We start from the raw sequence: 15608 nt of genomic DNA on the forward strand, positions 1-15608 counted from the left end.
ATGCAAAGTATTATAAAAATTCACCCGTTGGATAATGTCGCTGTCGCACTGCAAGATTTAGCCGCTGATGATGTTCTCGAAATTGGAGAATTCAGTGTTAAATTGGCTCAGCCAGTGGTGCGTGGTCATAAATTTGCTTTAACGGCCATCGAACCTGGGCAAATGATCGTGAAGTATGGTTTGCCGATCGGCCATGCATTAACACTGATCCAGCCCGGCGAACATATTCATTCGCAAAATGCTAAAACTAACCTCAGTGACCTGGATGAGTATCAGTATCAGCCAGAATTCGACGAGTTACCGCCGCAAATGGCGGATCGCGAGGTGCAGATCTATCGCCGGGCCAATGGTGATGTGGGCATTCGCAACGAGTTGTGGATCATTCCAACAGTAGGTTGTGTGAATGGGATCGCCCGTCAGATCCAACAACGTTTTCTGAAAGAGACACAAGACGCTGAAGGTATTGATGGCGTCTATCTGTTCAGCCACCCATTTGGTTGTTCACAACTGGGTCAGGATCACGAAAATACCCGCACCATGCTGCAAAACATGGTGCGTCACCCCAATGCTGGTGCGGTACTGGTCATTGGTTTGGGCTGTGAAAACAACCAGGTAGACGTTTTCCAAACTACTTTGGGGCCGGTTGATGAAGATCGCGTGCACTTTATGGTCTGCCAGCAGCAGGATGATGAAGTCGAAGCCGGTCTTGAGCATCTGCATGCTTTGTATCAGGCCATGCGCAATGACCAACGGGTTGCGGGTAAGTTGAGTGAACTCAAGTTTGGTCTGGAATGTGGGGGGTCTGATGGGCTATCAGGTATCACCGCTAACCCATTACTGGGCCGCTTCTCCGACTATGTGATTGCCAATGGCGGAACCTCTGTTCTGACCGAAGTGCCGGAAATGTTCGGCGCTGAGCGGATTCTGATGAGCCGCTGCCGTGATGAAGCGACGTTTGAAAAGACTGTCAGCATGGTCAATGACTTCAAACAGTACTTTATTGCGCACAACCAGCCGATTTATGAAAACCCATCTCCGGGCAATAAAGCTGGCGGTATCACGACGCTGGAAGAAAAATCGCTGGGTTGCACCCAAAAAGCGGGTCAGAGCAAGGTGGTTGACGTATTGAAGTATGGTGAGCGTTTACAGCACCCAGGGCTGAATTTACTCAGTGCACCGGGTAATGATGCAGTCGCCACCAGTGCCTTAGCGGGCGCAGGTTGTCATATGGTGTTGTTCAGTACCGGGCGTGGTACACCTTATGGCGGTTTTGTACCGACAGTGAAGCTGGCAACTAACAGTGAACTGGCCGCTAAAAAGCCCCATTGGATTGATTTCGATGCCGGTAAACTGATTCATGGCACGTCAATGGATGATTTGCTGACAGAGTTTGTTGATTTGATTGTCGACATTGCCAATGGCAAACCCGCGCGTAATGAAGTGAATGACTTCCGTGAGCTGGCAATCTTTAAAAGCGGTGTCACCTTGTAAATATTGTGTCTTTTGATTAATATGAAACGGTGTTTTATTTTTTATGGATAAGACACTCTGCCCAAGGTATTGAAGTCGCAGGAAGCGAGTTCCTGCGACTTCAAGCACGAAGGGGAGTGCCGTTTGCTTATTAATTTGTACGGTTACCGTACACCAGGATTATCCCTTCATGACTTTCTATTGGTTTGCTCAAGCTGTTGGTGTGCTGGCATTTTTTGTCGGCATTACCATGTTCTTCAACCGCGATGAGCGGCGTTTCAGGCTACAACTTTCTGCTTACAGCGCCATTATTGGCTGCCATTTCTTCCTGATGGGAGCCAGTGCTGCCGGTAGCAGCGCTATGCTGAATGCATTACGTAATCTGGTTGCGGCTAAGACCCGCAGTAGTATTGCCATGCTGGTGTTTATTATTCTGATATTGGCTTTTGGTCTCTGGCGTATGCAGCATGCAGTCGAGATATTGCCAATTTTCGGCACCGTTATTAGCACCTGGGCGATATTTCGCACCACAGGCCTGACAACCCGCTGTGTGATGTGGGTATCCACCGTTTGTTGGGTTATTCATAACGTTTGGTTGGGGTCGATCGGGGGGTCATTGATTGAGGGCAGTTTCTTGTTGCTTAATGGCTTTAATATTATTCGTTTTTACCGTCTGCAACGGCAAGGGATAGACCCTTTTCTGGTCGAAAAGAACGTCGCAAAATAATAAGAAACGGGGGCCAAATTGCCCCCGATAGTTATCTCGATAATGTGCTTCAGACTGATTTACGGCTCGCCAGCGGATCTGGATTTGCTAGTCTGGCATCATCTGCCTGACAGGCGGCAGCAGTAAAAATAACGTCAGTTGACGAGTTCAGCGCAGTTTCAGCTGAATCCTGCAATACGCCGATAATGAAACCAACCGCCACCACTTGCATGGCGATTTCATTGGGAATACCAAACATGCCGCAAGCCAGTGGGATCAACAGCAATGAGCCACCGGCAACACCGGATGCCCCACAGGCGCAGATAGCCGCTACCACACTTAATAGTAGCGCTGTTGGCAAATCTACCGGGATACCTAAGGTATGAACCGCCGCCAGTGTTAACACGGTAATAGTGATAGCAGCACCCGCCATGTTGATGGTGGCACCCAATGGAATGGAAACGGAGTATGTATCTTCGTGTAAGTTCATTTTCTTACACATTTCCATATTCACGGGAATATTTGCGGCTGAGCTGCGGGTAAAGAAAGCGGTAACGCCACTTTCTCGCAGGCAGGCGAAGACCAGTGGATAGGGGTTACTGCGGATTTTCCAGTAAACAATCAGTGGGTTAACTATTAACGCCACGACTAACATACAACCAATCAATACCACCAGCAGGTGTGCATAGCCCAGCAACACGCCAAAGCCGGTTTCGGCCATAGTGGATGCCACCAGACCAAAAATGCCTAATGGTGCGAAGCGGATAACCACACGTACCACCACAGTGACGGCATCAGACATATCATTAATCAATGCCTTGGTAGTATCTGCTGCGTGGCGCAAAGCAACACCCAGACCAACAGCCCAGGCCAGAATACCGATATAGTTCGCATTCAGCAGTGCATGAATTGGGTTTGCTATCACACTGTTTAACAAGCCTTTCAGCACGTCAACAATCCCACCTGGCGGAGTGATATCCGCGTTCTGCGTAGCCAATACCAAAGTGGATGGGAACATAAAGCTAACAGCTACCGCAATCAGAGCTGCCGAGAATGTGCCCAACAGATACAAAAACAGAATAGGGCGGATACTGGTTTTTTGACCTTGCTTATGGTTGGCAATGGAGGCCATAACCAGCATCAAAACCAAAACAGGGGCGACTGCTTTCAACGCGCCGACGAATAATGTACCCAGTAAACCCACGGCCAGTGCGGCTTGAGTTGATACCAGCGCTAAAATAATCCCGGCAATCAAACCGACCAGAATTTGCTTAACCAAACTGCCGCGGATAATAAATCCGATAAAGCCAGACTGTGTCTTTTCCATAGTTTCCAGTGATACCTCTTCCCAATCTTTAGTTAATTAGCGCATGAGCCGGAACGGGGCCACGCACTGATACCCGTCATACTTCAAGCTGTATGTGCGTTGGCTGCCCTCGCTTACCCGAATCACTTACCTGAGTAAGCTCATCGGGATGCACTCAGTTGCCGCCTTCCTACAACTCGAATTATTTGGGGTAGAGTTTTCACACCTGTAACTTTGTATTATTTGTAACTGGGTGTGTTTGCTTTGACAGTATAAGGGAATCTATTGAGCAGGAAAGAAACAATCAGCAAAATCCAATGCAGATCAAATTTGCATAACATTTTGTTTACATTTGTGTGATGGCAATAACGTTTGGTTGTTGGCGAAATAAGCGAGATAAATGTGGGGCAGTAACTGCCCCACATAATATATTGTATCGAGATGCTAACTATTTATCGTTAGTATTATCTGCTGCCAAACGCTTATCTGCACGATGATTTGCCCACGTATTAATTAACAATGTTAGGGCAAGAATACCTGCTACCACGCCTAATGAAATGCCAATAGGGATATGGAACAGATCGATAATCATCATTTTGACACCGATAAAGACCAAAATGACGGACAAACCGTATTTCAGCATGGAGAAACGCTCAGCCACGTTTGCTAACAAGAAATACATGGCGCGCAGACCTAAAATCGCAAACAGGTTAGAGGTCAAAACAATAAAGGGATCGGTGGTAACCGCGAAGATAGCCGGGATACTGTCGACGGCAAAAATCACATCGCTCAGTTCAACCAGAATTAATACCAATACTAATGGCGTGGCATAGAGTAGGCCATTTTTGCGCACAGTAAAGCGGTCACCATGTAACTCGTCAGTCATGCGCAGGTGATTACGAATCCAGCGTACCAGTGGCTTCTCGCCGATCGGTGTACTGTCTTCCTTCGCCAATGCCATTTTGATACCGGTAAACAGGAGGAACGCACCAAACAGGTACAAAATCCAACTGAATTGCGATACTAACCAGCTTCCGGCGAAAATCATGATAGTACGCAGCACGATCGCGCCTAATACACCGTAAATCAGTACTCGGCGCTGCAAATTGGCAGGAACAGCAAAATAGCTAAATAGCATCAGCCAGACGAAGACGTTATCGACAGCGAGTGCTTTTTCAATCAGATAGCCGGTGAGGAAGGCCAGCGCCTGTTTGTCGGCGATTTCCCGGCCCATAGTTTCGGTCAGATACCACCAGAAACCGGCGTTAAATAGCAAAGATAAGCTCACCCACACCAGCGACCAACAGGCAGCCTGACGTAGAGTCATGGTTTGTGAACCACGACGCCCCTGCAACAATAAGTCGATGGCGAGCATAATTGTCACAACAACGGCAAAACAACCCCACAATAAGGGAGTACCTACAGTATTCATCATTAAGGAACCTCATAAAAACAAAAACGGCCAACGTCGGAAGACGCCAGCCGCTATGTCTGAGCTGCAAGCAAACCTCGCCTTCCGGCAAGGTCTCACTTACAACTCTATTAATGTATACCTGTTATCTTTCAAGCTGTATGTGCGTTGGCTGCATCCATTCACCCCAGTCACTTACTTATGTAAGTTCCTCGGGACTCACTTACTTGCCGCCTTCCTACAACTCGAATTATTTTGGGTATGGAAGCATCTAAACAGATGCCAGAACATTAATGAGGTTGCCCGGTAACCGGGTGCTTTCGCACCGTAATGACGGCAGACCGGCAATGAAGTTACTCCCCTTTGCCGCGCAAAAATAATGGAAAACGGCCGACAGGTCAATCTCTGAAACAAAATATTAACTATGTATCCTTCATATGCGCAGCTTACCAGCAACACCAATTACTTTGGATATACTGCCGGTGGCTGGGAATCCGCTGGGAAGATAACCCCTGTTTGGCGGCGAATATCCGTCTGGATACGTGACGTCAGCAATGACAGTTGCAAGCCATCGTGTTCCACCTGATTGGTTTCAACCAGATTGGCAAAAACCTCAGCCTCATACAGCATAGTATTAATATGCTGAGGTAGCGTCAGATCTTGAGAGTGACTGCCTCGGGGGGTAAAGGCTACAGACAGGCATTCAGAGATGCTTTCGATAACCAATGAACCATCTTCGCCCTGAATCTCACTGGGAATATCGGATTGGCTCACTTTTGAATGAATAATAACTACATCAAAATCACCATAATTTAGGCAAACCGTACCATGCGCATCAACACCACTCGGTAATAAACTCGCGCTCGCCAGCACGGATTTAGGCGCCCCCCATAATGCCAAAGCACTTGCCAGGCAGTAATAACCGATATCCATGATAGAGCCATTTGAAAATGCTGGATTAAAGGTATTAGGGTTCTCGCCATTCAGATAGCGCTGGTAACGTGAGGAATATTGGCAGAAATTAATAAAGGCTTTACGCAATTTCCCCACACGCGGCAGAGATTTTTTTAACTGAATAAAATTAGGTAGATAGGCTGTTTTAAAGGCTTCGAATAACACCACTTCATGTTCGCGGGCACAGGTAACCAACGCTTCAACCTCTGCAAAATTTGAGGCCAATGATTTTTCACAGATAACGTGTTTTTTATGGCTGAGAAACAATTTAGCTTGGGGGTAATGCAAGGAGTTTGGGCTAGCGATATACACTGCATCAATCTGATCGCTTGCTGCCATTACTTCGAGATTATCAAAACATTCAGTAACGTTATAATTATCACCAAACTTTTTAGCTTGCTCCAATTTACGCGAGTAAACAGCGGTCAGTTTCATTTTGCCACTTTCGTGGGCGGCATCAACAAAGCGAGCAGTGATCCAATTTGTGCCAATAACAGCGAAGCGAATCATAGTGAACTCCATTCCTACAGAAGAAAAACACATTGAACCGCCCCGCGAACAACGGATTGGTTTTTAAAGGCTAGTAAATAGTGCCAAACAGATCCAAGTGTGTCAGATAAAGACGCGTATCAAACTCTAACTGATGATATTGCGGTTCCATATGACAGCACAAACTATAGAACGCTTTGTTGTGATCTTTCTCTTTCAAATGTGCTAATTCATGCACCACAATCATTTTCAAAAAGGCTTCAGGGGCATTTTTAAATACCGTAGCAACCCTGATCTCCGCTTTGGCCTTTAATTTTCCACCTTGTACTCTGGAGATAGCGGTGTGCAGCCCTAGTGCATGCTTCATCACCTGGATTTTACTGTCGTAGGCCACTTTACTGAGTGGCTGAGCATTCCGCAGATATTGATTTTTTAAATCAATCGTATATTGATACAGCATTTTATCTGTATTGTAATCATGAGGTTGCGGATAGCGCTGCCGTAATACACTTCCCAACCGTTGTTCACTAATAAGTTGCTGTACTTGAGACTGTAAGTGTTCTGGATAACCTTGCAGATAGGTTAGTTCCTGCATATGGATTTGCTCTGGCTGCTAATGGTTTTGTATATATTGATGGTGATAATAGCGTTTTCTGTCTGGTTAGACAAAATCCTGTTGCTGAGAAAAACCAGCTACCTGGATGATTTCTTACTGTTAGCCATAAAGGCTCAACACCAACATTATTTTTATACTGGGAGGGATATGTGAGTTGCGAGGTATTACTAAAGTGAAGATACCTGCAATATATTTACAGGTATCTTTTGTTGTTATCAGAAAGCGTATTTTATGCCAACCAAGGCATTAGTATCGCTGGTATTATAATTTCCTATCTGATGATTGATATTTGCCCAGGCATGCAACCGTTGGTCAATTTTACTTTCTACGCCAATTTTGAATTCAGCACTGTTTTTGCTGCTGTTCTCAACACTTTTTCCTGAAAGTTGTGTGCCGGTATTGTGATCTTGATGAAGCCAGTTGACGGCAATAAATGGCATAAATTGTTGATCGGAGCTATTGGTGGTTTGCAGGTATGTTTTGGCACCAATACGCGTTATCAATTGGCTTCTATTCGTATAATTGATGATGTCTTTATTGGCTGCAGTATGAGTTTGAGCATTTATACCCACCCAGGTGATTTGTGCATTAGGCTGGATGAAGTAACTTAATTGCTCAGTGCTTCCAATATTAAAGGTATAACCGCTTTCTATTGAGCTGGTGAAACCGGAAGATTTATATTTTTCCTCTGCCAGCTCCTGACCGTTAACGGCATTATTAAACCAGCTATATTGCACCAAGGTATCAATGTAGAGCCCTGTCTTATTTTGCTGATCGGTTAGCCAGGTTGCATATACACCAAGATTATAACCATTAACTGAACCATTAGAGTAATAACCTGTAATGTTAGATTTGCTGTGATTAGTTGCTTTACCCATTCCGGCCAACATACCGATTCGCCCGCTGCCTTGCGTGCCAATATCCCACTTGGCTACATCGCCACCAAGCTGAATCGAGTAGTATTTTCCTTTGATATTCAGTTGGTCAACGGTTTTTCCAAACTGTTTTATTCCGCCCTGAGTCTGTATCCACATACTGGAGGTGCGCCATTCTCCGGTCGCTGCATCTTTATATTTATAGTTCCCGGAGCGATTATCCAGGTCAGTAGTGAATAGATTTCTTGCCATTGAGAGATTGGCAATATAACTGCCGTTTTCAGGGCGATAAACGGGCTTATAGGTTTTTTGGGGAGCATTTTTGCTACTTTCAACCTCAATCTTAACCTCAGGTTTGTTTGGTACAGCCACAGTATTAATATCTTTTTTCGGGGTATTTTTTGTATTTTCTGGCGATTTATCTACTGAAATATTCTCTGGTTCGTTTTTTATCTCAGTTGCTGGAGCGGTTGTTTGAGATGCATTAGCTAATTTAGTTTCCTTTGGTTTATTGGTTTTATCGTCCTCTTTTTCTGCTTTTGGTATGGCCGGCTCCTCTACCTTTATCTTTTCCTCAGTTGGAGTAGGTTTCTTATCAACATTTGGAGCATCACTGATCATATACCAATTCTTTCTACTATCAACTTCACTACCACGTTTGAGAAAATATTCAAAAGCGCCAGCGGGATTACGGCCAACTTGTTTAAAGTCACCATCAGATAGACCTTTGACCTCGATTAATAGAATACCTAAATCAGTTTTCGCACCTTCACCGCCCAAATTATTAATTTTGACATTGGTATGACCCGATGTATTACCTTCGACTATCATACGGTCAGTTTCTGACTCATCCCCCACCAGCTTGCTATAAAAAGTCAGGGTGCCGCCGTCGCTGGAATAGTTATTTTCAATAGTTAAATTATTACCGACTTTATCGCCATGGTTGAAATTAATTTTTCCACCAGTGTCTATATTCAGATTATTAATTGTAGAGTTACCGCTGATTACCCATGCGCTATTATTCTTGATAAGAACATTACCGTTTTGTACTGAGGTTTTTATCTTGCTATTTTTATCTAAAAAAAGAAGTGTATCTTTTTCCCCATATATAATCGGACTACGGAGTAATGCTACATTTGATAACTCTAAAGTACCACCATCAATATATGTATTACCGCTATACTCATATCCTACACGTTTAGACTCTTCAGAGCCTTGCAAAGTTAAAGTATTAGAGCCTCCTTTTATTAATGAACCTTCTCCGCTAATAAACGCGGAAACTACCCCACCATTTTTAAATATCAGCTCACCTTCGTTGGTAATGTCACCACCACCTTGTGTAATAAGTTTTGCCGTAGGTAAAAACTCAGTTTTACCTTGCAGTGTAATGTCACTATCAGATTTTAGCGTAAATACCCCTGAGATTTCCGTGGCTTTCAGTGTTATTGGATTACCTTCTGAGTTGTAATCAATAATCAGTTCACCACCATCAAGAATATTGGTATCTTCTGCAGTTCCACCATCGATGGATAAAAGACCATTCATCCCAACAGTTGTCTTGCTAGATTTCCCATGCTTAGATATATGCATTGTTCCACGTATTGCATGTGTGTTATTCATCAGAAAACCAAAAATAGTATTTATGGCTTGTATCTTATTATCATAAGGAACGAAACCAATTTCAGTGCTTTCAACGACTGCGCTGTTGTCTACCGACATATTCCCATCGTAGACTTTGCCGTTTATGGCTTTACTGTTGTCTGTTAACTGAGTTTGACCACGAACTATAAGATTCTGTGCTGAGGAATGTTCCTTAAGTATTAATATTGAATTTTCATCGATTACAGCATCTTTTGCGATATCTGTTGATGCCAAGGTTATCTCTCTTGCATTAACAACACCTGTGAGTGCGGGGGGAGTATTGTTTGCATAAGAGATAGTAGATGAACTTCCTACTATAAATAATGCTGATGAAATGAATTTAGCAATTGGCTTTATTCTACTTATGAATTTTTTTTTATGAAATATTGGTTTTCTAGATGTGTACTCTCTTAAGTTATTTATATTTTCCATAATTTAATATCACTAATCCTTATTAATGGCTGGTGACCCTATAACTTATTGTTATGGGGAATGGTTTTTCAATTCTTAATTTAAAATTATAATAAATAAGGCAGTAAGCCTCGTGACTGTGGATTATATTACAATGTTGATTGGTGTTTGTGATTTTTTATTTTGGCAGACGTGCAATGTTTATTAATAAATCTTAATTTCCTTGCAGATTATTATTCTTACATCTTGATAAGAGATATTTATTTCCTTCGATAATTAATAGTTATGGTTTAGCGGGATGTTTTCAGCACAAAAGTGTAAAATCTGCCTTCTGGGGCGCAGCCTAAGGCCGCATGTCGGCACCTAAAACGGCATTTAAGTAAAAAAACATTTTACTGAGCGCCCGTTTTAGGGGATAAACAGCCCAAATTTGTTATTTATAATAGAAGTCAGGAGTGGTGATGAGCCAAGTCTTACTGGGGACACAAAGCCTTGAGCTTGAGCGTTTCCCCCCACAAGAAAATTCCAATACCTTACAGGCATGGGAAGCAGCAGATGAATATCTGCTACAAAACATTGACTTAAACCAAATTGATGGCCGCCCGGTGCTGGTGTTTAACGATCAGTTCGGTACGCTGACCTGTGCTTTACATGCTTATCGCCCGTTTAGTGTCAGTGACTCTTATATGAGCCAACTGGCAACGGCACATAATTTACGTTTAAACCATCTGGATGAAGATGCAGTCACATTGCTGAGCAGTATGGATGCTTTGCCTGAGGCCCCTAAGCTGGTGGTGATTAAGATCCCTAAAGCGTTGGCGTTGTTGGAGCATCAATTACGTGCTTTGCGTCGTGTCGTTGCGCCAGACACAGTGATTATTGCCGGGGCTAAATCTCGTGATGTGCATAATTCAACCCTGCAATTATTCGAAAAAATTCTCGGGCCGACCAAAACCACGCTGGCATGGAAAAAAGCACGCCTGATTCACTGCGAAGTGGCTGATATTCCTCTGGCTGAGGATGCACCGGAAACGGTTGATTGGCCGCTGGCAAATACCGAATATGTCATCCATAACCATGCGAACGTTTTCTCTCGCAATAATTTGGATATCGGTGCGCGCTTCTTTATGGAAATTCTGCCCTATGATGTTGAGGGTAAAATAGCCGATCTGGGTTGCGGTAATGGGGTAGTGGGTTTAATCGCGTTGGAGCAAAACCCGCTGGCAGAGATGTTATTCGTCGATGAGTCATATATGGCGGTGGCATCCAGTGAGCTGAATGTGACCTATAACCGCCCACAAGATTTATTGCGTTGTGAATTTATGGTGAGCCATGGTTTGGCTGGTGTTGAGCGCGAGAGCTTACAGTTGGTGTTATGTAACCCGCCATTCCATCAACAACACGCGGTCAGTGACCATGTGGCCTGGCAGATGTTCTGTGATGCCAAACGCTGTCTGAAAGTGGGCGGCGAACTGATGATTGTCGGTAACCGTCATCTGGATTATTTCCACAAACTAAAACGGTTGTTTGGTAACTGCGAGACGCTGGATTCCAATCAGAAGTTTATGGTGCTCAAGGCAGTGAAGACGGCCTCATCGCGCTCTGAGGGCGGTGGTAGTGGTAGTCTGGATATGTCGTACAGCGATTTCTAATTATCCTTTGTCCTTGAAGCCACAGGGGGGTTAGCGGCGCGCACTCACCCGAATCACTGACTTGAGTCAGCTCATCGGGATTTGTTTGCTTGCTGCCTACCTGTGACTCCAATGACTTTGGATAATCCTTTGCTAAAATTAACCCCAAGGCGATTGTCCTGGACGCTACGGGGTTGCTAGCTGCGATTCCAATTACTTTGGGTATCTCTTTTGGGCTTAAAGCTGCGGGGCGTGGTATTTACCACTTACCGCTTTTTACTCATGCTTATATCGCCAGTGCCAGCCGTGTTCCTTGATCTATTGCCCGACGGGCATCCAGTTCGGCGGCGATATCAGCACCACCAATTAAATGCACCGTTTTTCCCATTTCCAGCAAGGGTTGATGCAACTCCCGACGCGGCTCCTGACCGGCACAAATAATAATGGTATCGACAGGCAGGCAACTGGCTTGTTCTGCTCGAATGATATGTAAGCCCTCATCATCAATACTTTCGTAGCTGACACTGTTGAGCATTTTCACTCCGCGCATCGCCAGGCTGGTGCGGTGTATCCAACCGGTTGTTTTCCCTAATCCTTCACCCACTTTACTGGTTTTTCGCTGTAACAGAAAAATCTGCCGTGGTGATAGATGGACTTTTCCCCCGGCGGGAGATAAACCGCCGCGATGGGCCAAATCCTGATCAATGCCCCATTCTTGGCTGAATGCGCGGCTATCCAGGCTGCTGGAATCACCCGATTGGCTGAGATATTCGGCAGTATCGAACCCAATCCCACCCGCGCCAATAATAGCCACCCGCTCGCCCACCGGCTTTTTATCACGCAAAACATCCAGATAGGTGAGTACTTTGGGATGCTCAATGCCTTTGATCGCAGGTAAACGTGGCTGAATACCGCAGGCAAGGATCACTTCATCAAAATCAGCCAGTTGCTCCGGCTGAACTGGAGTATTCAACTGTTGAATAACACCATGAAGCACTAATTGACGGCGGAAATAACGCAGAGTTTCGTAGAACTCCTCTTTGCCGGGGATCTGTTTGGCAATATTAAACTGGCCGCCAATATCGGTTGCTGCATCAAAGAGTGTGACTTGATGGCCACGGCTGGCGGCGGTGACGGCAAAAGCTAATCCGGCGGGGCCAGAACCGACGACGGCAAGCCGTTTTGGTGCTTCTGTCGGTAAGATGGGCATTTCTGTTTCACGGCAGGCGCGAGGGTTGACCAAACACGAAGTCAGCTTGCCGTCAAAAATCTGATCCAGACAGGCCTGATTGCACCCGATACAGGTATTAATTTCATCAGCCCTGTCCTGAGCGGCTTTTTGCACAAAAGCGGCATCGGCGAGGAAGGGGCGTGCCATCGATACCATATCTGCACAGCCGTCGGTCAGCACTTGTTCTGCCACTGAGGGGTCATTGATCCGGTTGGTGGTAATGAGCGGTATATTCACTTTTCCCATCAATTTGCGGGTTACCCAACTGAATCCAGCGCGTGGCACCATGGTGGCGATAGTGGGGATTCTGGCTTCATGCCAGCCAATACCGGTGTTAATCAAGGTAGCACCGGCTTGCTCGACTGCCTGCGCCAACTGTTCAATTTCATCCCAACTGGAGCCATCTTCCACTAAATCGAGCATCGAAAGGCGGTAAATCAAGATAAAATCAGGGCCAGCTGCCGCTCGAACGGCCCGTACGATTTCAACGGCAAAACGCATGCGACGCGTAAAGTCACCGCCCCATTCATCATTGCGCTGATTAGTTCGCGCAGTCAGAAACTGATTAATCAAATACCCTTCAGACCCCATCACCTCGACGCCGTCATAACCCGCTTGTCTGGCTAACTGCGCGCAGTGGGCGAAGTCGGCAATAGTTTGCAGCACTTCATCATGGCTTAATGCCTGAGGGGCAAATGGGTTAATCGGAGCTTGTAATGCTGAGGGGGCGACTGGCTGTTTTTGATAGCTATAACGGCCCGCATGCAAAATTTGTAGCGCGATTTTACCGCCGGCACGATGCACCGCATCAGTCACAATTTGATGGTGTGGCACTTGTGTAGTGTCATTTAGCACTGATGCACCTTGATACACGACGCCTTTTTTATTGGGCGCAATACCGCCAGTGACAATCAGGCCGACACCTCCCGCAGCGCGCTCAGCATAGAATGCCGCTAAGCGTTGTGGGCCATCAGGTAACTCTTCCAGCCCGGTATGCATCGAGCCCATTAATACGCGATTTTTCAGGGTGGTGAAACCAAGGTCTAAGGGGGCGAGCAGGTGAGGGTAAGCTAACATTGCAGTCTCCATTATTGTTATTCCTCTCCGTTACAGCTGCTTTCGGCAAGTGGTCGGATGAGATTTTTTATTCAAATTTAGACGGTGCAATGCAACTTGGGAAATCACAATGTGCTGATTGTGATAGCCGTCATGAATATGGCTGCGTTTTATTCAATGAGGGTCACTGAAGATTTTCTCTTTAGCCGGCCCATCAGCCGTTTGCCGTATAGACCGATAATTAGCCCACTAATAATGAATACCATCGCGATGATTTTCCCGGAGGGAATACTTTCATTAAAAATCATCACTGAGCCTAGCATACCGAAAATCGGCACTAACAGGGATAACGGCGCGACGACTGAAACGGGGTATTTGGTGAGCAATGAATTCCATACCCAATAGGCGAATAATGTATTCGGATAAACCTGAAACAAAATAGAAAATAGTGTGGTTGTATTAAAATGTATAGCTAATTCAGTAAATCCACTTGGCCCATTAAAGAGATAACTCAGTATGAATAGTGGAATAGGGGAGAATAAACTCGACCACACCAAAAATGAAAATACCTGCTTAGTATCGGATTTTTTAATAATAATGCTGACTAACCCCCAAACTACCGCGCCGCATAATACCAAAGCCAGGCCAATAAATGTCACGGAACCGTCACTGATAAATATGATGCTGGTTAGCCCTAATAGGGCGACGAAAATACCTATATATTGATATTTCGATAGATTTTCGTGAAATAAGAATGCGCCAAGAACCATAGTAAAAAAAGCACCAAATTGTAGCACTAAAGAGGCGATTCCAGCAGATATTCCGGCTTTGATACCCAGATTGACAATGCCCCAGAGACCGATGCCAAATAAGAGTCCGTAACCTATTATATAACGCCATGAAGTATCTGGTTTCTTAATGAAAAAGACTGCTGGCAACGCGCAAAGAGTGAAGCGAATGCCCGCTAAAATAAGCGGGTCTACGGTAATTAGACCAAGTTTTATAATAGAGAAATTTACACCCCAGATGGCAGTGATCAATAGAGCAATTAAAAAGTCAGTGAATTTCACACAACCTGCCTATATTTGTTGGGGTTAATTAATTTGAGTAGACGGATATCACTGTGGCAGTTCCCACTGTGAGTATCAATAATTGTTCGAGAACATGAAAATATTTCCAGGACAGCGGTATCGCAGCTCACGATACCGCTCAGGGAGAAGAATTAAGATTGGCGTTTATATAAACCCGCGACCATAAAACAGCTAAATGAGCTGAACAGCATCTCAATCCCCACCAAGGTGGTGACCATAGTGATTGACATCAACGGCCCGGCACTGACCAGCAAATAGGTAATAACCAGATCCAATATCCCCAGTAAAATATGCAGCCATGCGCCCGGTAATCCCCATGTTCTGTAGCCGGTTATCAGCCGCATGACCCCACCGAAGGCAAACAGCACCGCCAGCACTATCGCCAGACTTATCATTCCCACCGCAGGGTTGGTAATGAATACATAACCCATTACGATATATGCCACACCCAGCAATATACCGGTGACCATCGGCCAAAGGTTATTAGTGCGGTTGGCTATCATCCCAACTATCATCGCGATCCCGCTGAGCAACAGCAGAACACCGATAATCATACTCAGGGCAGCTCCAGAAGCTAATGGGTTAATCAGACAAAAGATCCCACCGAGCAGCAGTAATATGGCAATGACTCGCATGATAAGACGTTGTTTCTTTAAGGTTCCTTCATCAATACTCAGAAGGTATTTCCGATCTATATTCAGCATAACTATTACTCCTGTA

11 protein-coding genes are annotated in these 15608 nt (G+C 45.1%); 3 read left to right on the plus strand and 8 right to left on the minus strand.

Annotated elements, in window-relative coordinates; genetic code table 11:
- Positions 1-1491, plus strand: coding sequence for a UxaA family hydrolase (locus FTB31_RS09725; RefSeq protein ID WP_077175243.1), 1491 nt, complete (start codon positions 1-3; stop codon positions 1489-1491).
- Between the two features lie 169 nt (positions 1492-1660).
- Positions 1661-2197, plus strand: a complete 537-nt coding sequence (locus FTB31_RS09730) for a YgjV family protein (RefSeq protein WP_050077043.1) — start codon at positions 1661-1663, stop codon at positions 2195-2197.
- A 49-nt stretch (positions 2198-2246) separates the two neighbouring features.
- On the opposite strand, the gene sstT is transcribed toward FTB31_RS09730, so the two are convergent.
- The 5 genes from sstT to FTB31_RS09755 all read right to left on the minus strand — a co-directional run bounded on the left by sstT (position 2247) and on the right by FTB31_RS09755 (position 9900).
- Entirely contained in the window at positions 2247-3503 is a 1257-nt protein-coding gene (gene sstT / locus FTB31_RS09735; RefSeq protein WP_050077044.1) for a serine/threonine transporter SstT, read from the minus strand.
- A 427-nt stretch (positions 3504-3930) separates the two neighbouring features.
- Positions 3931-4917, minus strand: a complete 987-nt coding sequence (locus tag FTB31_RS09740) for a TerC family protein (protein ID WP_050077045.1) — start codon at positions 4915-4917, stop codon at positions 3931-3933.
- 438 nt (positions 4918-5355) lie between these two features.
- Entirely contained in the window at positions 5356-6357 is a 1002-nt protein-coding gene (locus tag FTB31_RS09745; RefSeq protein WP_227731308.1) for a Gfo/Idh/MocA family protein, read from the minus strand.
- A 70-nt stretch (positions 6358-6427) separates the two neighbouring features.
- Positions 6428-6931: a M48 metallopeptidase family protein gene (locus tag FTB31_RS09750; protein WP_077175240.1), complete on the minus strand. Its 504-nt coding sequence runs from the start codon at positions 6929-6931 to the stop codon at positions 6428-6430.
- A 236-nt stretch (positions 6932-7167) separates the two neighbouring features.
- Entirely contained in the window at positions 7168-9900 is a 2733-nt protein-coding gene (locus tag FTB31_RS09755; protein ID WP_227731309.1) for an autotransporter outer membrane beta-barrel domain-containing protein, read from the minus strand.
- A gap of 440 nt (positions 9901-10340) precedes the next feature.
- Between FTB31_RS09755 and rlmG the strand changes: the two genes are divergently transcribed.
- Complete coding sequence (gene rlmG / locus FTB31_RS09760; RefSeq protein WP_050077050.1) at positions 10341-11531, plus strand: 23S rRNA (guanine(1835)-N(2))-methyltransferase RlmG; 1191 nt, start codon at positions 10341-10343, stop codon at positions 11529-11531.
- Positions 11532-11796: 265 nt separating this feature from the next.
- On the opposite strand, the gene FTB31_RS09765 is transcribed toward rlmG, so the two are convergent.
- The 3 genes from FTB31_RS09765 to FTB31_RS09775 all read right to left on the minus strand — a co-directional run bounded on the left by FTB31_RS09765 (position 11797) and on the right by FTB31_RS09775 (position 15592).
- Positions 11797-13818 carry an oxidoreductase gene (locus FTB31_RS09765; protein WP_050077051.1) on the minus strand — a complete coding sequence of 674 codons (2022 nt, stop codon included), beginning with the start codon at positions 13816-13818 and terminating at the stop codon, positions 11797-11799.
- A gap of 149 nt (positions 13819-13967) precedes the next feature.
- A complete protein-coding gene (locus FTB31_RS09770; protein WP_077175238.1) occupies positions 13968-14867 on the minus strand; it encodes an EamA family transporter in 900 nt (299 codons plus the stop codon).
- A 152-nt stretch (positions 14868-15019) separates the two neighbouring features.
- A complete protein-coding gene (locus tag FTB31_RS09775; protein WP_050077053.1) occupies positions 15020-15592 on the minus strand; it encodes an HdeD family acid-resistance protein in 573 nt (190 codons plus the stop codon).
- Positions 15593-15608 lie beyond the last annotated feature (16 nt).

This window comes from Yersinia proxima, from assembly GCF_902170785.1.
In the GTDB taxonomy this organism is placed as follows: Bacteria; Pseudomonadota; Gammaproteobacteria; order Enterobacterales; family Enterobacteriaceae; genus Yersinia; species Yersinia proxima.